The organism is Aliiruegeria lutimaris, assembly GCF_900099935.1.
Classification (GTDB): domain Bacteria; phylum Pseudomonadota; class Alphaproteobacteria; order Rhodobacterales; family Rhodobacteraceae; genus Tropicimonas; species Tropicimonas lutimaris.
Genome location: NZ_FNEK01000012.1, coordinates 1 through 17388 on the forward strand (window position 1 = coordinate 1; position 17388 = coordinate 17388).

At 63.1% G+C, this 17388-nt stretch carries 16 protein-coding genes; 10 read left to right on the top strand and 6 right to left on the bottom strand.

The window, feature by feature from the left end:
• From BLR85_RS07455 to BLR85_RS07480, 6 genes are all read left to right on the top strand, one after another.
• Positions 1 to 306 (top strand): transposase (locus BLR85_RS07455; protein WP_170844478.1); only part of this gene is annotated, 306 nt, incomplete at its 5' end.
• Positions 303 to 1439, top strand: coding sequence for a type III PLP-dependent enzyme domain-containing protein (locus tag BLR85_RS07460; protein WP_093152843.1), 1137 nt, complete (start codon positions 303 to 305; stop codon positions 1437 to 1439). The genes BLR85_RS07455 and BLR85_RS07460, both read left to right, overlap by 4 nt.
• 4 nt (positions 1440 to 1443) lie before the next feature.
• Positions 1444 to 1932: an AMP-binding protein gene (locus BLR85_RS07465; protein WP_093152847.1), complete on the top strand. Its 489-nt coding sequence runs from the start codon at positions 1444 to 1446 to the stop codon at positions 1930 to 1932.
• A gap of 24 nt (positions 1933 to 1956) precedes the next feature.
• Positions 1957 to 2898 (top strand): class I adenylate-forming enzyme family protein, encoded by a 942-nt coding sequence (locus BLR85_RS07470; RefSeq protein WP_280138468.1) that lies wholly within the window; start codon positions 1957 to 1959, stop codon positions 2896 to 2898.
• A 30-nt stretch (positions 2899 to 2928) separates the two neighbouring features.
• Complete coding sequence (locus BLR85_RS07475; RefSeq protein ID WP_093152857.1) at positions 2929 to 4587, top strand: GSCFA domain-containing protein; 1659 nt, start codon at positions 2929 to 2931, stop codon at positions 4585 to 4587.
• The gene (locus BLR85_RS07480) at positions 4577 to 5470 is read left to right on the top strand and encodes a GNAT family N-acetyltransferase (protein ID WP_093152861.1); all 894 of its coding nucleotides are present in this window, start codon (positions 4577 to 4579) and stop codon (positions 5468 to 5470) included. The genes BLR85_RS07475 and BLR85_RS07480 overlap by 11 nt, the downstream gene beginning before the upstream one ends.
• Here the strand turns inward: BLR85_RS07480 and pyrC are convergent.
• Genes pyrC through BLR85_RS07495 form a run of 3 tightly spaced genes read right to left on the bottom strand, consistent with a single transcriptional unit; the run spans position 5467 to position 8118 of the window.
• Positions 5467 to 6744 (bottom strand): dihydroorotase, encoded by a 1278-nt coding sequence (gene pyrC / locus BLR85_RS07485; RefSeq protein ID WP_093152866.1) that lies wholly within the window; start codon positions 6742 to 6744, stop codon positions 5467 to 5469. The two genes, BLR85_RS07480 and pyrC, sit on opposite strands and share 4 nt — an antisense overlap.
• Before the next feature lie 37 nt (positions 6745 to 6781).
• Complete coding sequence (locus BLR85_RS07490) at positions 6782 to 7183, bottom strand: hypothetical protein (protein ID WP_093152870.1); 402 nt, start codon at positions 7181 to 7183, stop codon at positions 6782 to 6784.
• Positions 7180 to 8118 (bottom strand): aspartate carbamoyltransferase catalytic subunit, encoded by a 939-nt coding sequence (locus tag BLR85_RS07495; protein ID WP_093152874.1) that lies wholly within the window; start codon positions 8116 to 8118, stop codon positions 7180 to 7182. The genes BLR85_RS07490 and BLR85_RS07495 overlap by 4 nt, the downstream gene beginning before the upstream one ends.
• A 169-nt stretch (positions 8119 to 8287) precedes the next feature.
• On the opposite strand from BLR85_RS07495, the gene BLR85_RS07500 reads away from it, so the two are divergent.
• Both BLR85_RS07500 and BLR85_RS07505 read left to right on the top strand, forming a co-directional pair.
• On the top strand, positions 8288 to 9616 hold the full coding sequence (locus tag BLR85_RS07500) for an aspartate aminotransferase family protein (RefSeq protein WP_093152878.1): 1329 nt from the start codon (positions 8288 to 8290) through the stop codon (positions 9614 to 9616).
• A 75-nt stretch (positions 9617 to 9691) separates the two neighbouring features.
• On the top strand, positions 9692 to 10702 hold the full coding sequence (locus BLR85_RS07505; RefSeq protein WP_170844479.1) for a class 1 fructose-bisphosphatase: 1011 nt from the start codon (positions 9692 to 9694) through the stop codon (positions 10700 to 10702).
• Positions 10703 to 11070: 368 nt separating this feature from the next.
• Here the strand turns inward: BLR85_RS07505 and tkt are convergent, their stop codons facing one another.
• The gene (tkt, locus tag BLR85_RS07515; RefSeq protein WP_093152884.1) at positions 11071 to 13080 is read right to left on the bottom strand and encodes a transketolase; all 2010 of its coding nucleotides are present in this window, start codon (positions 13078 to 13080) and stop codon (positions 11071 to 11073) included.
• A 152-nt stretch (positions 13081 to 13232) separates the two neighbouring features.
• On the opposite strand from tkt, the gene BLR85_RS07520 reads away from it, so the two are divergent.
• Positions 13233 to 13688: an RpiB/LacA/LacB family sugar-phosphate isomerase gene (locus BLR85_RS07520; protein ID WP_068307759.1), complete on the top strand. Its 456-nt coding sequence runs from the start codon at positions 13233 to 13235 to the stop codon at positions 13686 to 13688.
• Positions 13689 to 13755: 67 nt separating this feature from the next.
• Here BLR85_RS07520 and BLR85_RS07525 read toward each other — a convergent pair whose 3' ends face one another.
• Together BLR85_RS07525 and BLR85_RS07530 are read right to left on the bottom strand one after the other, a co-directional pair.
• On the bottom strand, positions 13756 to 14526 hold the full coding sequence (locus BLR85_RS07525; protein ID WP_093152887.1) for a triose-phosphate isomerase: 771 nt from the start codon (positions 14524 to 14526) through the stop codon (positions 13756 to 13758).
• Positions 14523 to 15338 (bottom strand): DeoR/GlpR family DNA-binding transcription regulator, encoded by an 816-nt coding sequence (locus tag BLR85_RS07530; protein ID WP_342028776.1) that lies wholly within the window; start codon positions 15336 to 15338, stop codon positions 14523 to 14525. Before BLR85_RS07530 ends, BLR85_RS07525 begins: the two co-directional genes overlap by 4 nt.
• Positions 15339 to 15533: 195 nt before the next feature.
• Between BLR85_RS07530 and dhaL the strand changes: the two genes are divergently transcribed.
• A complete protein-coding gene (gene dhaL, locus BLR85_RS07535) occupies positions 15534 to 17285 on the top strand; it encodes a dihydroxyacetone kinase subunit DhaL (protein ID WP_093152891.1) in 1752 nt (583 codons plus the stop codon).
• The last annotated feature ends 103 nt before the right edge of the window (positions 17286 to 17388 follow it).

Consider the following 17388-nt stretch of genomic DNA (forward strand, 5'->3'; position numbering starts at 1 on the left):
GAAACCCAACTGGGGCCGACGCTGCGCGAAGGCGACGTTGTCATTCTCGACAACCTGTCGAGCCACAAAGCTCCGGCCGCAGCGGCGTCCCTACGCGCGATTGGTGCATGGTTCCTGTTCCTGCCTCCCTACAGCCCAGACCTGAATCCCATCGAGATGGCCTTCTCGAAACTCAAGACACTGATCAGGAAGGCTGCCGCGCGGACCTATGACCAACTCTGGGCCGCCGTCGGACAGGTCTGCGACCTCTTCTCGGACGAAGAGTGCTACAACTACTTCAAGGCCGCAGGCTATGAGGCCGATTGAGCGCGACACGCTCTAGCTATGCCGTGAAATCCAACCCGAACCCGGAGATCCTGCGCCGTATCGCTTCCATCACCGGCCATCTGGACGCCTCCTCCTTTTTCGAGGTCGTGCGCGCCATGGAGGCGGGGTTGCCGCCGGAACGGATCAGCTATTCCGGGCCGGGCAAGCGCGACAGCGAGCTGGAACGTTTCGTGGGATGCGGCGGTGAGCTCGTCGTCGAAGCGCTGGACGAGATCGAGACCGTCGCGGCCATTGCGGAGGGTAAGGGCACGCGCCAACGGATCCTTCTGCGGATCAATCCGGATTCCATCCCCAAGGGTTTTGGCGCCTCGATGTCGAAAAAGCCGAGCCAGTTCGGCGTGGACGAGGGGCAGGCGGCGCAAGTTATTGCCCGTATCCAATCCCTGCCCAGCCTGGATCTGACCGGGTTCCATATCTATGCAGGTTCCAATTGCGTTCAGGCCGACGCAATCATCGACAATATCACTAACATGGCGCGTCTTTTTGCAGAATCCGCGTCCGTCAGCGGCAAACCGGTCCGCAAGCTGATCTTCGGTGCCGGGTTCGGGCTTCCCTATCACGACGGGCAGGAAGCGCTGGATGTCGCGGCGGTCCGCGCCGGGATCGCGCCAGCACTGGCGGAAATCGCTTCCAATCCGTTGCTGGCCGACGCGCAGAAAGTGCTGGAGATTGGCCGCTGGATTGTAGGACCCTGCGGCGCCTTGATCACGTCTTGTCTGAGCCGCAAGGAAAGCCGCGGGCTTCAGGTCGCCGTCTGCGATGCGGGTTTCAACACCCATCTGGCGGCTTGCGGCATGATGGGGTCCGTCTTTCAGAAGAACTGGCCCATTTTCCGGCTCGGCCCGTCAGAGCGCGAAACGGAGGAATACCTGCTCGCGGGCCCGCTCTGTACCTCGATCGACACGCTCGCCCGCCGCATCACCCTGCCGCCGCTCCATAAAGGGGATCGCATCGCCGTGCTGATGTCCGGCGCCTATGGGCTGACGGCCAGCCCGGACGGTTTCATCAGCCACCCGGCCGCGCGGGAATACCTGTGGACCGGCGCGGAATTGCAGGACATCACCACCACCCGCCGCGCCGAGGCCGACGCCATGTTGCCGGGAAGGGAGTGAGCCGATGCAGGCCACGCCACTTGCCGTCTTCGAACAGATCGTCGCGTGTTATCCCGAACGGGAGGCGATCCACTTCGCGGGTCATTCCGAGAGTTTTGATGCCCTTTCCCGTCGCGCCGCCGCCATGGCGCGCATGTTCGCAGCCGAGGGGGTTACTTCCAGACGCCACGTTCTGATCTCTGCGCCGAACTCGGTTGCGGTTGCGTCCGCTGTCCCCGCGATCTGGTCGCTTGGCGCCATTCCGGCCTTTCTGTCGCCCAACGTGCTGGCCGATCGCCGTGCCGAGGTGATCGCGCGGCTCGACCCGGCCCTTATCCTGACCGAGGATGTTCTGGAATCAGCCCCGGCGCCAGGTGAAGGCACATTGAACGGTGCCGCCAGGGCGCCGGAGATCGGCTCCGTCGTCTTCACCTCCGGCTCGACGGGGGTGCCCAAGGGCGTGGAGCAGACAGCTGCGACCCTGCTCGACGGCGCGCGCCGGGTAGCGGCTTAACAGGGCTATGCCGAGGAAGAGCGTATTCTCTGCCCGGTGCCCTGGTCGCATGATTACGGTTGGGGGCAACTGCTGAGCTGCCTGACATTGGGCAAGACGCTGGTGCTACCGGAAGCCCAGAGCGCCGCCGCCGTCTGCGAGGCGATTGGCACCGCGCGGCCGACGCTGGTGGCCGGTGTGCCCTCCTTCTTCGCCAACCTGCTCTTCGGTGTCTCGGATATCGCGCGCACCGATGTCGGTTCCATCCGACGCCTGACTTCCACCGGTTCACGGTTCTCGGTCGAGCTTCTGGAAGCGGTAGGCGAGACCTTCCCCGAGGCGACGGCCTGGCTGAATTACGGGCTGACCGAGACGTTTCGAACCGCCTGCCTGACGCCAAAGCTTCAGGCCGAAGCCCCGGAAAGCATTGGCCAGGCCATCCCGTCGGTGACGGTTGCCGCTTGCGGTCCCGATGGCCGCCTTCTCGGCCCGGAGGAGGAGGGCGAGCTAGTGCATTTCGGCCCGGGCATGTTCCACGGATATTTCGCAGACGCCGAGCGCAGCACGTCCACACGCCGGCGGGCCGGGGGGAACGGCCACGCGCTGCCCGAGGACGCGGTGGGCGTGGCGACCGGCGATCTGGGCGTGATCGACGGGGCGGGGCGAATTCACCTGACCGGCCGGATGGACCGGCAGATCAAGTCGCTCGATGTCGGCATCAATCTCGATGAGGTGGAAAAGGCGCTTCGCGGCTCCGGCCTGTTGACAAATGTTGCCGTGATTTCGGAACCTCATCGCCTTCTTGGTAACAAGATCATTGCCCATTGCGTGGTAAAGCCCGGCACGGAGCCGCGCGATGTGAAGCGATATGCCAAGCGGGAGATGGCGAAATACCTGCAACCGCGGGAATTCGTGATCACGGACGCATTGCCGGCCACCGCCGCCGGGAAAATCGATTACCGCGCCCTGGGCAGGAAGACCGGCTAGAGGATCCGGCGGGGCAAGCAGGAGAGACGCATGCAGAAACTCGATGTCGAGACGGTCCACCGTATCACCTCGCGCAACAAGCTTCGCCAATACGCCTCGCCCAAGAAGGGCCGCGCCCGCATTCTGCCGTTTGCCCAGCCGCGGATGCGCCCGGGAGCGGAGCTTGCACCGGAGGCCAGTTTCTTCGTCGGCGGCTCCTGTTTTGCGCGCAATATCGAGCGGGCGCTGGCTTTTGGCGGGCTGCCGGTGTTGTCGAGTTCCGAAGGTACCCCCATGCCTTCGCCTCCGGGCCAGATCGCCAAGTGGTTCAACAAGTTCAACACCGACACTCTGCTGAACGAGATGCGGTGGGCCGTGCAGCCTGAAGACGATTTCGGTGTTCGCACGCTGGTCGAATTCGAGGGCGAGTTTAGCGACCTGCAAATCGGCTGGTCCTTTGCGCATGAGCAGGAGCAGGCCGAGTTTCTCCGCCGGGCCTATTGTGGCGCCTATTCGGGCGCCAGCGAGGCGGATGTGGTGGTCATCACGCTGGGCAGTATCGAGTGCTGGTATGATTGCGAGCAGCAGATCTACCTGAACGGCATGGTGCCGGGGCGGGTCAGCGAGCGGATGCCGGGACGGTTCGAGTTCCACAGCTTCGATTTCGAAGATGCCTATGCCTCCCTTCAGCGTGTCTATGATCATATCATGGCGCGGCCGGGCAAGAAGCCGGTGCTTGTGTTTGCCGTCTCGGCGGTGGCGCAACCCGCGACCTATGGTGCCGAGGATGCGCTTGTTTCCAACATGGCGAGCCAGGCGATCCAGCGCGCGGCGGCAGAACAGTTCGTGCGCGAGCACGAAGATTGCTGGTATTTCCCCGCCTATGAATACTGCCTATTGAGCGATCGGAAATTTTCCTACCATAAAAATACATTTAATCACGTTCAACAACCGGTAATGGACCGGGCCGTTGCGAACATGCTGGAGGCGTTGCAAGGGCCGAGCGAGGTGCAGAGCATCATCGCCGTGCGCGGGCTTGTCGCCGATCACAACACGGCGGGCGATCCGGAAAAGTCGCTCGCGGCGGTGGAAAAGCATGACGAGACCTATGGCGACAGCGCCGGGCTCGACGTGGTGCGCGCCCAGACATTCGCGGCGCATGACCGACACGAGGCGGCGTTGCCCTATTACATGCGCGCGGCGCAGTCGGAGAAGTTCGGTACCTATTCACTCTGGTCGACAGCGGTCAGCGCCGCCCTTCGCTGCAAGCGTCCCGAACTGGCTGCGGAGGTGGTGGCTATTGCCGAGGAACGCGGGGACGACCCCGAACGGCTCGAAGCGCTCAAGGAGCGTGCCGCTGCGGCTCCCGTCATTGCCGCGGCGCCTGTGCTACAAGATCCCGGCGTCCCGCAGCTTCCGCGCGATGAATTGGTTCGCATCCACGACACCTACAAGGAGTTGCTTGGCAGCGATCCGCAACGCGTGGTGGACGAGCTTGGGGAGATGCTAGACGAGGGCAGGATTTCTGACGACCGTTTCGTCTGGCTCTATGCCCGCGCCTTGACCAAGACGGATGTGCCGCAGGCGATTGTCTACTTGCGGGAACTGTGTGCGGGGGATTTCAAATACATGGCCTCGGCAGAGAATACCCTGAACAACCTGATCGCCCGGCAACAAAGGCTGGGCAGAGCGGGATGCCATGACAGGTGAGTCGCTCCGTTTCGTCGCCGATGGGTCCCTCGAGAGCCTGCCCGTCGGGTCGCCGGACTGGCGGCGTGCCGTCGGGAAGGTCAGCCCCGAAGAGGCAGTTACGCGCGCCTTTTCGCAGCGGATCCTGCGGGGTGGAGAACCTATCGCTTCGCTTCAAGCGTGCGCGAAGGGGGAGCGGGTTCGGGCCGTAATCGAGCCGGAGGGCGGTCCGCTACCCGAAGATATCTCTGCCAAATGGATCGACGCGGTTTTCCTGAACACGACAGCGCGGGAAATAGAAGTCGAGCAAGCGGGAACAGACCTGTTGGTCATGTCCCGCGATGGCTGGTCGCGCGGCCGTGACATACGGATCGCGACGGAGCGTACGGTATTGCGGCCATTTGTCGAGGTGGACGCGCCCGCCTTTCGCGAGATCGCGGGTAATCTGGAAGTGGCGCGGATGATGATCAATATCGAGCACCCGCTTTCGACGAAAACCGCTGCCCGATGGATCCGCCAGCGCCGTTTCCGTGGAAGACCGGGGTTCTTCCTTGGCATTTATGTCGGGGAGCAGCTCGCCGGGTCCATCGGCTTCGGCGCCTTCTCCAACGCGCTGGCCTATTTCCTGGCGCGGCCGCAATGGGGCAAGGGGCTGGCGGGCGAGGTTGTCCCCGCCTTCGTTGCCAATGTCGTCCCGCGTTTCGCATTGCCCTCGATGTTCGCGGGCGTCTTCACTGACAACCCGGCTTCCAGCCGCATCCTCGAACGGATCGGTTTCCGCGAAGTGACGCGGAGCGATTTCCAGTCCCCGGCGCGCGACGCGCCGGACCGGATCATCGAGATGGAACTGACGCCGGAGCAGGCGCCGGACTATTTCGCCGCGATCCGGCTTGGTACAGACTAGCCCTTCGCGTCGAAAACCTTCGCGCCACCAACCCATGTCTGCAACACGCGGCCTTGCATTCGCTGCCCGTCGAAGGGCGTGTTCTTGGATTTCGACAACATCTCGAAGCGGTTCAGAACGAAAGGCGCATCCGGGTCGAACATCACGAGATCGGCTGGCGCGCCCGCGCTCAGTCGCCCGCCGGGCAGGCCAAGGCGTTTGGCCGGGTTAAGCGCCATCGCGCGGAAGAGCTGCGGCAGGCTCAGCATCTCGGCGTGATAGAGCTGCATCGCAGCCGGCAGGAGGGTTTCCAGACCGACCGCGCCAGAGGCGGCTTCCTCAAAGGGTAGGCGCTTGCTTTCCTCGTCCTGCGGCGTGTGGAAAGATGAGATCGTGTCGATCAGGCCGGAGGCCACGGCCTCGACGATGGCCAGCCGGTCGTTTTCGGAGCGCAGTGGTGGCTTGATCTTGAAGAAGGTACGGAAATCGCCGACGTCGAGCAGGTTCAGCGTCAGGTGGTGGATCGAGGTGCCCGCTGTCACGTCGAAGCCGTTCTTCTTGGCGCGTTCCAGCGCGGGCAGGGCGCGCCGCGTGGTGATCTGGTCGGCGTGGTATTTCACGCCCGTCATCTCCACCAGCGCGATGTCCCGGTCCAGCCCCATCCGCTCCGCCATGGGCGAGACGGCGGGAAGTCCCTTGAGCGCCGCGAACTTGCCGGAGGTGACGGAGGCACCGTTAGAAAGGCCCGGCTCCTGCGGGTGCGCGATCACCAGCGCATCCAGTGAACGGGCATAGGTGAAGGCGCGACTGAGAACCTTGGTGTCCGTGGTCACGGTGTCGCCATCGGAGAAGGCAACGGCGCCGGCATCGAGCAGGAAGCCGATCTCGACCATCTCGCGCCCCGCGCGCCCCTTGGTGAGGGCCGCCATCGGCGCGATGCGCACCGGGCTGTCCTCGCCCGCGCGGCGGGTGACGAATTCCAGCACTTCCGGCGTGTCGATGGCCGGGACGGTGTCGGCGCGGGTGACCATGGTCGTCACGCCGCCCGCGGCGGCCGCGAGGCCCGCGGTTCGGAAGCTCTCCTTGTGGCGCTCGCCCGGCTCACAGACCTTCACGCCAATATCGACGATCCCCGGCGCGAGGCACTTTCCGCCGCAATCGACCACCTCGTCCGAGTGCGGCACCGGCCCGGTTCCGGCTTGGGTGATGGTCCCGCCAGAGACCAGCAGCCAACCCGGTGCATCCGTGCCCTGCTCGGGGTCGATCAGGCGGGCGTTCTTGAAGAGGATGGTCATGTGTCGCCTCGTGGAGTTGTTCGGGCAGTTGGGTCCGTCATGACGCGGCCCCGGATATGTGGCTTTCGATCCGCGCGCGCAGGGCGGCCGGGTCGGAAAGGTACTTGATCAGGTGCTTGTCGCCGCTGCGGGTGATCACCTGCACGGAACTGCCGATGTTGCGCACCTTCTGGATGTCTCGCAATGCGATCCGCTTGCCTTGCGAGCCCTGGATTTCGTCCTCGGTCAGGACCCAGCACAGGGCCAGCTCCTCTGAGGCGAGGTAGAAACCACGTACGGCCATCGCCATTGGCGCCGCGATCAGCCCGACCCACCAGTCCGTATTTCCAAGCCACCACAGGACCAGACAGGTCCCGATGGCTCCGACCACGGAAATCACGACGTGGTCGCGTATATAGGTCGCGCGATTGGCGCGCCATTCTTCAGGTTGGTTTTTCACGCCGCTTCCGCCCGCAGGTTGCGTGCCAGAAGGTCCATCGCGGCCATGCGCACGGCAACGCCCATTTCGACCTGCTCCTGGATCACCGAGCGGTTGATATCGTCGGCAATGGTACCGTCGATTTCCACGCCGCGATTCATGGGCCCCGGATGCATGACGATGGCGTCTTCCTTGGCATGGGCGAGCTTCCCGGCATCGAGTCCGTAGCGGTGGTAATACTCCCGCTCGGACGGGATGAAGCCGCCATCCATGCGTTCCTTCTGTAGCCGCAGCATCATCACCACGTCGCAGCCTTCCAGCCCCTTGGCCATGTCGTCATAAACCTCGACCCCCCAATCGGCCGCACCCGAGGGGATCAGCGTCGGTGGGCCGACGAGTCGCACGCGGTTCTCCATCTTGCCCAGAAGGAGGATATTGGAGCGGGCCACGCGCGAATGGGCGATATCGCCGCAAATCGCGATGTTGAGCCGGTGCAGCCGGCCCTTGGAGCGGCGGATCGTCAAGGCGTCGAGCAGAGCTTGGGTGGGGTGTTCATGACGGCCGTCACCGGCATTCAGGACGGCGCAATTCACTTTCTGGGCGAGAAGATCCACCGCGCCGGAATGCGGGTGGCGCACCACCAACAGATCGGGATGCATCGCGTTCAGTGTCAACGCAGTGTCGATCAGCGTCTCGCCCTTCTTGATCGAACTGGCCTGCATCTGCATGTTCATCACGTCCGCGCCAAGCCGCATTCCAGCCAGCTCGAAACTCGCCTGGGTGCGGGTGGAGTTTTCGAAGAACATGTTGATCTGCGTCAGCCCGGTCAGCGCGTCCGCATGTTTGACCGAGGCGCGGTTCAGCCCGACATACTCGTCCGCCAGATCAAGGATCGTGATGATCTCGACCGGGTGCAAAGGTTCGATTCCAAGGAGATGCTTGCCACGAAACGTCATTTTTGCCTCCGACCAGATCCACTGGACCGCTTATAGCAGAGCGGCGGGGACGGACAACGCGGCGAGATTGACGGCATGGGTGAGGAGGTAAATATTGGCTTGTGATGTTTCCGGGCAATCAGAGACCCGGCGCGGCTTCCTCGAAGCCCGAACAAGGCAAGGACAGAAAATGAGCCATGTATTTCCGCGCCATACCAAGGCGCTCCCCCCGATGGCCGTGGGTGGCGAAGGGTGCTACCTGATCGATGCTTCCGGCAAGCGCTATTTCGACGGCTCTGGCGGCGCGGCCGTTTCCTGCCTTGGTCACGGCGACCCGGAGATCATCGCCGCGATCCAGGAGCAGGTCGGCAAGCTCGCCTTTGCGCATACCGGTTTCTTCACCTCCGAGCCCGCCGAAGGGTTGGCGGACATGCTGGCGGCCAATGCGCCGGGTGATCTGGATCGGGTCTATCTCGTTTCCGGTGGCTCGGAGGCGACCGAGGCTGCGATCAAGCTGGCGCGGCAGTATCATGTCGAACGTGGCGAGCCGCAGCGCCGCCACATCATCGCGCGCAAGCAGTCCTATCACGGCAACACGCTCGGCGCGCTGGCCGCGGGCGGCAATGAATGGCGCCGGGAGCAGTTCGCGCCGCTGCTGGTCAACTTTTCCCATATTTCGGCGTGCTACGAATACGTGCTGCGCCGCGCCGACGAGAGCGCCTTCGAGTATGGCCAGCGCGCCGCGCAGGAGCTGGAGGACGAGATCCTGCGGCTGGGCGAGGACAGCGTGATCGCCTTCATGGCCGAGCCGGTTGTTGGCGCCACGGCGGGCGCGGTTCCGGCGGTTGAAGGCTATCTGAAGCGCATCCGCGAGATCTGTGACACATACGGCGTGCTGCTGATCCTCGACGAGGTGATGTGCGGCATGGGCCGGACCGGATACCTGTTCGCCTGCGATTATGACGATGTGGTTCCCGATATCCTGTGCATCGCCAAGGGACTCGGCGCGGGCTACCAGCCGATTGGCGCCATGCTCTGCACGAAGGAGATCTACGAGACGATCGAGAACGGCTCGGGCTTCTTCCAGCACGGGCACACCTATATCGGCCACCCGGTGGCTGCGGCTGCCGGGCGCGCGGTGCTGACGGCGATCCTTGAGCGGGGCCTGCCCGAGCGGGTTCGGGTTATGGGCGAAAAGCTCGACGCCGCCCTGCGCGAAGAATTCGGACAGCATCCCAATATCGGCGATATCCGTGGGCGCGGCTTTTTCCGTGGGCTGGAGTTGGTTGCGGACCGCGAGACCAAGGAAGTGCTGGATCCGTCGCTGCGCACGGCGGCAAGGATCAAGAAGGCCGCCTTTGAGGCCGGGCTGATCTGCTACCCGATGTCGGGCACCCGCGATGGGCGTAATGGCGACCACGTGTTGCTGGCCCCGCCCTTCATCACGACCGAAGCGCAGATCGGCGAGATTGTCGAGAAACTCTCGTCCGCTATCGGGTCGGTTTTGGAAACGGTCTAAGTGTCGCCTTGTCACCGGACGGAAATGACGAAACTGTCGCTCGGTGCATGGCGGCGGACCTGAAAGGAACTGGCAATGGCGATCAACAGGGCGACACTCCGTCAGTTTCTTCTTCAGGAATACAGGACACACGGGGTGGAAAAGGACCTCGTGTTCCTGCTTGAGGATATCGCGACCGCCTGCCGGGAGATTTCGACCCTGATCCGGAACGGATCCTTCCTTGAGACCCTTGGAACGGCCGGTTCGACCAACGTTCAGGGCGAGGCGCAGAAGAAACTCGACGTGATCGCCAACGAGCAATTCGAGAGCCATATCCGCAATTGCAGCCGCGTTGCCGCGCTGGTTTCAGAGGAGGTGGACGAGGTCACCTGGCTGAAGGACACGGCCAAGGCGGGCGACTACATCGTCTATTTCGATCCGCTCGATGGCTCTTCCAACCTGAACGTGAACCTGTCGGTGGGCTCGATCTTCTCGATCATGCAACTGCCCGAAGATGCGGTTGCGGGCGATGTGAACACCGTGTTGCGGGACGGCAGTTTCCAGATCTGCTCTGGCTATTCGATCTTCGGCCCCGCGACCACGCTGGTGCTGACGCTCGGCCACGGCGTGCATGAATTCACCAACCACCTCGCGACGGGCGAGTTCCGGATCGTTTCCCGCAACATGACCATCCCGGAAGATTGCAATGAATTCGCGATCAACGCCTCGCGCTTTGCCGATTGGGATGCGCCGGTCCGAAACTATATCGAGGATTGCATTGCCGGTCAGAACGGGCCGCGGGGAAAGTCCTTCAACATGCGTTGGACCGCGTCGATGGTGGTGGATATTCATCGGATCCTGACCCGTGGCGGTGTTTTTCTATATCCCGTGGACGCGCGGAACCGTGCCGAGGGCGGAAAGTTGCGCCTGATGTACGAGGCCAACCCGATTGCTTTCCTCGTGGAACAGGCGGGTGGCTCTGCTTCCACCGGAACGGCGAGAATTCTTGACATACAACCGGAATCACCGCACCAGCGCGCCTCTGTGATCCTTGGATCCCGCAATGAAGTGTTGCGGATCGAAGAGCACTATCGCCAGGAAGATTGATGCGGTTCGATCAGCCAGCACGATGGTAGGGGGCGTTGCCCCCCGCGCTCTTGCGAGCGCTCCCCCCAGGATATTTTTTGGAAAGATGATGGGAATTGGCCGCCCGGACCATCTGTTCGCAGGTCTCCCGGGCGCTTGGGGCGGCGCTTTCGATTGGCGCACGCGTTTTGCAGATTCGTATTCAAGGAAAAAACCGCCAGCCGATGATGCGGCTGGCGGTCAGGCCCGGTGCAGGGAGAACGACGCCCTGATTGCGGAATGGACTGTCGGGTAACGGCCCGATCCTAGGCGAATTGCGCCAGACATTCGTTGTTAAGAGCGTGAGTGGTGAGCGGCCTGATGGCCGCCGGCAATCACAACTCCCTTTCTCAGAGCAGCGCCTTGGCGCGTGCAACGATGGCATCGCAGGTGATGCCATATTCTTCGTAGAGCCTTTCCGCAGGAGCGGAGGCGCCGAAGTCCGTCATGCCGATGACGTCGTCTTCGCTGGCGACATAGCGGGTCCATCCGAATTTCGAGGCGGCCTCGATGGCGATGCGCGGAGCGGTTCCGAGCACTTGCGCCCGGTACTCCGCCGGTTGGGCGTCGAACAGGTCCCAGGAGGGCATGGACACGACCGCCGCCTTGATCCCGTCGGCGGCGAGCGCTTCTGCGGCTTCGATGGCCAGTGCGACCTCGGTGCCGGTGGCGATCAGCGTGACGTTGCGCTCATCGCCGCCGCGCAGGACGTAGGCGCCTTTGGCGGTGAGGTTTTCCTCGCCAGCTTCCAGACGTAGCTGAGGCACGGCCTGCCGCGAGAGCGCCATGAGCGAGGGCCGCTTGCGATTACGTACCGCGATGTCCCAGCATTCGAGCGTCTCCACCGCGTCGGCAGGGCGGAACACCGTCAGGCCGGGCATGGCGCGCAAGCTGGCCATGTGTTCGACCGGCTGGTGCGTTGGGCCGTCTTCGCCGAGGCCGATGCTGTCATGGGTCATCACGTAGATCGTGCCGATGCCCATCAGTGCGGAGAGCCGAATGGCGTTGCGCGCATAGTCCGAGAAGACCAGGAAAGTGCCGCCATAGGGAATGACGCCGCCATGCAGGCACATGCCGTTCATCGCTGCCGCCATGCCGAATTCGCGCACGCCGTAGCCGACATAGCGGCCGGGCTTCTCGCGGGTGAACTGGCTGTCGGTCGCCTTGGTGCGGGTGAGGTTGGAACCGGTGAGGTCCGCCGAACCGCCGACCATCTGCGGCACGGCTTCGGTCAGAGCTTCCAATGCGATCTGGCTTGCCTTGCGGGTGGCGACTTTCTGCGGCGCTTCGAAGAGTGCGGCGCGGGCCTTGGTAACCGCCGCGTCATAGCCTTCGGGCAGTGCACCGCTCACAAGGCGGTTGAATTCGGCTTGTTCGGGCGCTTCCCTGGCGTCCAGCCGGGATTGCCAGGCCGCGCGCTCGGCGGCGCCGCGCTGACCGATTTGCAACCATTGCTCGGCAAGTTCGGACGGGATTTCGAAAGCACCGGGTGCGCAGCCAAGCGCCTTTTTCGTGGCGTCGGCTTCTTCGGCGCCGAGTGGGGAGCCATGGCTGCCCGCGGTGCCGGCCTTGGTCGGAGCACCGTAGCCGATCACCGTTTTCATTGCGATCAGCACCGGGGCGTCGTCGCTGCTGCGCGCTTCCGCGAGAGCCGCGTCCAGCGCTGCGGCGTCGTGGCCGTCACAGGAGAGCACCTTCCAGCCGCAGGCCTTGAACCGGGCGGGGATATCCTCGGAGAAGGAGACGGAGGTGGGTCCATCGATAGTGATGGAATTGTCGTCATAGAGAACAACAAGCTTGCCGAGCCCGAGATGACCAGCGAGGCTGATCGCCTCCTGTCCAATCCCTTCTTCAAGGCAGCCGTCGCCCAGAAAGACATAGGTGCGGTGATCGACAAGATCCGGGCCGAAACGGTCCGCCATCAGGCGTTCGGCCATCGCCATGCCGACGGCGCCGGCGATGCCCTGTCCGAGTGGGCCGGTTGTCGTTTCGATGCCGGCGGCATGGCCGTATTCCGGATGGCCGGCGGTTTTGGCGCCCCACTGGCGGAAATTGCGCAGCTCGTCGAGCGTCATTCCGTCATAACCGTTCAGGTGTAGCAGGCTGTAGAGCATCGCCGAGGCATGGCCATTGGAGAGCACCACGCGGTCGCGATCCGGCCAATTGGGGGCGGATGCGTCGAATTTCAGATGCCGGGCGAAGAGCACCGTGGCGGCGTCGGCCATGCCGAGCGGGGCGCCGGGGTGGCCGGAATTCGCGGCTTCAACCATGTCGATGGAAAGCGCGCGGATGCAGTTGGCAAGATCCCTGTTACGGGTCGGGTCGATGGCGGCGCCGGTGGCGGGCGAATCCTTTGGCATGTCACTCACTCCTTTGTCACACCGCTACGCTTAAAGTCACAAAAAGGCAAATCAAAATCTCATCATGAGTGTTATGAATGTTGAATTCGGCGCGCCGCATGTTACAATCGCGCCATCTCCAGGCCCTGGAGCCCAGGAAGAAAGGAAAAGAGATGAAACTAGCAGTGGCTGGCGACTCTGCCGGAAAAGGCATGGCGCATGACCTCGCCGTATATCTGGCGGACCGCTACGACGTGACCGAAGCCTCGGAAACCCCCGAGGGCGCAGAGAAGTTCTATGCCGACATGGCGGATCGCGTGGCGAGCGGCGTTGCCGATGGTACGTTCGACAAGGCGATCCTTGTCTGCGGCACCGGTATCGGTGTTTGCATCTCGGCGAACAAGGTGCCCGGGATTCGCGCCGCCCATCTGCATGATTGCTATTCGGCCGAGCGCGCCGCGCTGTCCAACAATGCGCAGGTGGTCACGCTTGGTGCGCGGTGCATCGGTCTGGAACTGGCCAAGAAGATCGTCGACACCTTCCTGGTGGAGACTTTCGACGAAGCCGGCCGGTCTGCTGGCAATGTCGACGCGATCAACAAGCTCGACGTGAAATACGGCAAGGCCTGATCTGGCCCGTTGGAAATGAAAAACCGGCGCCCTAGGATGCCGGTTTTGCTTTGTGTGGTCGTCGGACTTAGATCACCGCGGCGCATTTGGTCAGGATGTCGAGATAGCCTTCGACATTCCAGGCCGAGCGGCCGATGAACAACCCGTCGATCGAGGGGCAGGTGATCAGTTCTTCGCAATTGTCCGGGTTAACCGAGCCACCATAGAGGCAGGGGATGGCGCGTCCGAGCACGTCTTCGGCAACGGCGGAGATTTCGGCCTGTCGGGCATCGGCATAGTCGGAGCTGGCCGGGATACCGTTTTTGCCAATTGCCCAGACCGGCTCATAGGCCAGAACGATGGGTGCCTGTTTCGCGTCGCCTTCCAGCCCGGCCAGCGCACCACGCACCTCGTCCTCGAGCACTTCCTGTGCCCGGCCCGCCTCGCGCTCTTCCAGCGTCTCGCCGATGCACAGAAGCGGGATCAACCCGTGGCGCACTGCGGCTGCGACCTTCAAGCCTGTCGTTTCAATGGTTTCCCCGAAATTGGCCCGCCGTTCGGAATGGCCGATCTCTACCAGGTCGAGATTGCAATCCTTGAGCATCACAGGAGAGACCTCACCTGTCCAGGCGCCTTCGTCTTCCCAGTGCATGTTCTGGGCTCCGACGAGAACGGAGGTCCCGCTCAGTATCTCCTTGACCTGCCGCACGGCAGTGAAGGGCGGCACGACGAAACGCTGGATGCGACTGTCGCGCCCGCCATCGGCAGCGGCCAGCGCCTCGGCGAACGCGCAGGCTTCGGCCAATGTCTTGTTCATTTTCCAGCTGGTTCCGACCCAGATTGAAGGCAGCTCGGTCATTCCGCTTTATCCTTTGCGATTGTGAGGGTGATGCCGGCGTCCCGCAGCTCTTCCATCGAGGCTGCACCCGGCTCGGCATCGGTGACGATTGCGTCGAAATCCCGTAGATCCGCCATGGCATGCAGGGCAGATCGCCCGAAGCGCTGGTGGCCGACCATGAGACATTTGCGGTCCGAGATCTTCATCATGGCCTGCTTGGCCCGCACCACCGCGTCATCCATGTGATAGCTCGTGGTCCGGGACACGGCGGGCGTGGAGATGAAGGCGATATCGGCTCGCAGCCGGAACAGGCTCTCCTCGGTCACGACGCCAAAAAAGCCGTTATACTTGGAGGAATAAGTGCCTCCGAGACCGATCAGGGTAATGCCGCGCTCGTTGCGGAGTGCTTCCATGACCGCGAAATTGTTGGTGATGACCGTCAGCGGGCGGGCTTCGACCAGCATCGCGCCGAGCACAGCCGCCATCGAGCCGTCATTGACGATCACGGTGGAGCCGGGCTCCACCAGTTCCAGCGCCGCGCGGGCGATGCGGCGCTTGACGTCGCCGCCCTGGCGCTCGCGGAAACGGAAGTCGCTTTCGAACTGCGTGCCGGGTTCTATCGTCGCGCCGCCGCGAACCTTGCGCAGCAGACCGGCCTGCTCAAGATCGTCCAGGTCGCGGTGGATCGTCATCTTGGAGACCGAGAAATGCTCCGAAAGCGCATCGAGCGCGACAGACCCGTCGCGAACGAGCATATCCATAATCTCCTGCCGTCGAGCGTCTCTTTTCACAATCGTCACATCCTTTTGTGAAATCGTAGCATAAAAAATCACAAAAACAACTATATTCCGTGCGAATTTGTTGCGTTTCCTTTGGGTGAAGTCTATGATTCCCGCCAAATCGGGCCCCGATCACACCCCGATTCCCGCCTGTGCGTGCGGGTAGACGTCATGAACAGGTTCCGTGGAACCAGCCCAGCGGCCATCCGCGCGGCGGTAACATGCAGAAGGAGCAAAACCTTGAACGCTATGGACCATTCCACCAAAAAACTGATGAATGCGCCGGAAGACATCATTCCGGAAATGATCGAGGGGATGCTCGCGGCCCACCCTGACATGCTCAAGCTCGAAGGCGAGAGCGGTCGCGCTGTTGTAGCCGTCGACGGGCCACGTGACGGCAAGGTAGGCATAGTCATCGGCGGCGGCTCCGGCCATGAGCCGGCTTTTGCGGGCTATGTGGGCCGGGGATTGGCCGATGCGGCGGCTGTCGGCAACGTGTTTGCCTCACCTTCGCCGGAACAGGTCAAGCAGGCCGCGATGGCGGCCGATGGCGGCGCGGGTGTGGTGCTGCTCTACGGCAATTATACCGGCGACGTGCTCAACTTTGACATGGCCGCCGAGGAATGTGCCGAGCTGGGCATCGAAGCCCGGTCGGTCCAGGTGATCGATGACGTCGCCTCCGCCCCGAAAGAGCGTGCGCATGAGCGCCGCGGGATCGCAGGCGACTTCTTCGTGTTCAAGATCGCAGGCGCTGCCGCCGATCTTGGCCGGTCGCTGGACGAAGTGGAAGACGCCGCAAAGCGCGCCAATGCCGCGACGCTGTCGATGGGTGTTGCAGTCTCTGCCTGCTCCATGCCGCAGACGTTGAAGCCGAATTTCGAGATCGGTCCGGACGAAATGGAAATCGGCATGGGTATCCATGGCGAGCCCGGCATGCGCCGCGCCAAGATCGATACGGCAGACAATGTCACCGACGAGTTGATGAGCCTGATCCTGGGCGAGATGGAACTTGGCGAAGGCAGCGAGGTTGCAGTCCTGGTCAACGGCCTTGGCTCGACCGCTCTGATGGAGCTCTACCTGATCAACCGGCGCGTGGCGAAGATCCTCGGCGAGAAGGGCGTGAAGATCCATCACACCTGGGTCGGCGAATATTGTACCTCCATGGAAATGGCCGGTGCGTCCGTTACCCTGCTGAAGCTCGATGACGATCTCAAGCTGCTGCTGGATCATCCCTGCCGCACGCCCGCGCTGACCGTGGGCACCGCGCCCGCTCCGGTCGAAGGTGCTGTCCGGACGAAACGGAACTATGATTCCGCCAGCCGCGCCGACAATATCGACCGCGACACGCTGGCGACCGATGGTCCCGTTACGCCGGAAGTGTTCCGCAAGATGATGTATGCTGCCGGAGCCGCGATTGCGCGCGACCGCGACATGCTCAGCGAACTGGACGGGGTGATCGGCGATGGCGACCATGGCGTTACGATGGATATCGGCTGGACCGCCGTGATCAAGGCGCTGGACGTTGCGCCCGGGGATGACACGATCAGCCAGACCTGCACCAAGATGGCGAAGGCCTTCCTGGACGCAGTCGGCGCATCCTCCGGCCCGCTCTATGCCGGTGCCTTCAATACCGGCGGCAAGGCCGTGAACGATCGCCTGAATCTTGATGCCAAAGCGGCAGCGGCCTGGGTCGAGGGCATGCTGAAGGGTATCCTTGGGCGTGGCGGTGCCAATCCGGGCGACAAGACGATGATCGACGCGTGGATGCCCGCCGCCGAGGCGGCGAAGGCCGCTGCTGCTGGCGGCGCGGATGTGCTTGGCGTCATGCAGGCGGCGACCGATGGTGCGCGTGAGGGTGCGCAGGCGACCAAGGACATGGAGAGCCGTCGTGGCCGGTCGAAGAAACTCGGCGCGCGCTCTGTCGGCCATATCGATCCCGGCGCGGCCTCGTGCCATGTCATGCTCGAAGCCATGACGGAAGCGCTGCGCGCGGCCCTCTGAGCCACGCCGACAGTTGCCATAATATGCCGAAGGGCGTCGCTTATGCGGCGCCCTTCGCATTTGTTGCGGAAGGAATTCCGGTCAGAGTTCCTGGCTTGTCCGG

Excerpts from the sequence above, each read along its gene's own strand:
- BLR85_RS07505 (WP_170844479.1), top strand. The coding sequence starts at position 9,692 with ATGGCGATCAACAGGGCGACACTCCGTCAGTTTCTTCTTCAGGAATAC.
- BLR85_RS07500 (WP_093152878.1), top strand. The coding sequence starts at position 8,288 with ATGAGCCATGTATTTCCGCGCCATACCAAGGCGCTCCCCCCGATGGCC.
- BLR85_RS07480 (WP_093152861.1), top strand. The coding sequence starts at position 4,577 with ATGACAGGTGAGTCGCTCCGTTTCGTCGCCGATGGGTCCCTCGAGAGC.
- BLR85_RS07475 (WP_093152857.1), top strand. The coding sequence starts at position 2,929 with ATGCAGAAACTCGATGTCGAGACGGTCCACCGTATCACCTCGCGCAAC.
- BLR85_RS07520 (WP_068307759.1), top strand. The coding sequence starts at position 13,233 with ATGAAACTAGCAGTGGCTGGCGACTCTGCCGGAAAAGGCATGGCGCAT.
- pyrC (WP_093152866.1), bottom strand. The coding sequence starts at position 6,744 with ATGACCATCCTCTTCAAGAACGCCCGCCTGATCGACCCCGAGCAGGGC.
- dhaL (WP_093152891.1), top strand. The coding sequence starts at position 15,534 with ATGGACCATTCCACCAAAAAACTGATGAATGCGCCGGAAGACATCATT.
- BLR85_RS07495 (WP_093152874.1), bottom strand. The coding sequence starts at position 8,118 with ATGACGTTTCGTGGCAAGCATCTCCTTGGAATCGAACCTTTGCACCCG.
- tkt (WP_093152884.1), bottom strand. The coding sequence starts at position 13,080 with ATGCCAAAGGATTCGCCCGCCACCGGCGCCGCCATCGACCCGACCCGT.
- BLR85_RS07525 (WP_093152887.1), bottom strand. The coding sequence starts at position 14,526 with ATGACCGAGCTGCCTTCAATCTGGGTCGGAACCAGCTGGAAAATGAAC.
- BLR85_RS07465 (WP_093152847.1), top strand. The coding sequence starts at position 1,444 with ATGCAGGCCACGCCACTTGCCGTCTTCGAACAGATCGTCGCGTGTTAT.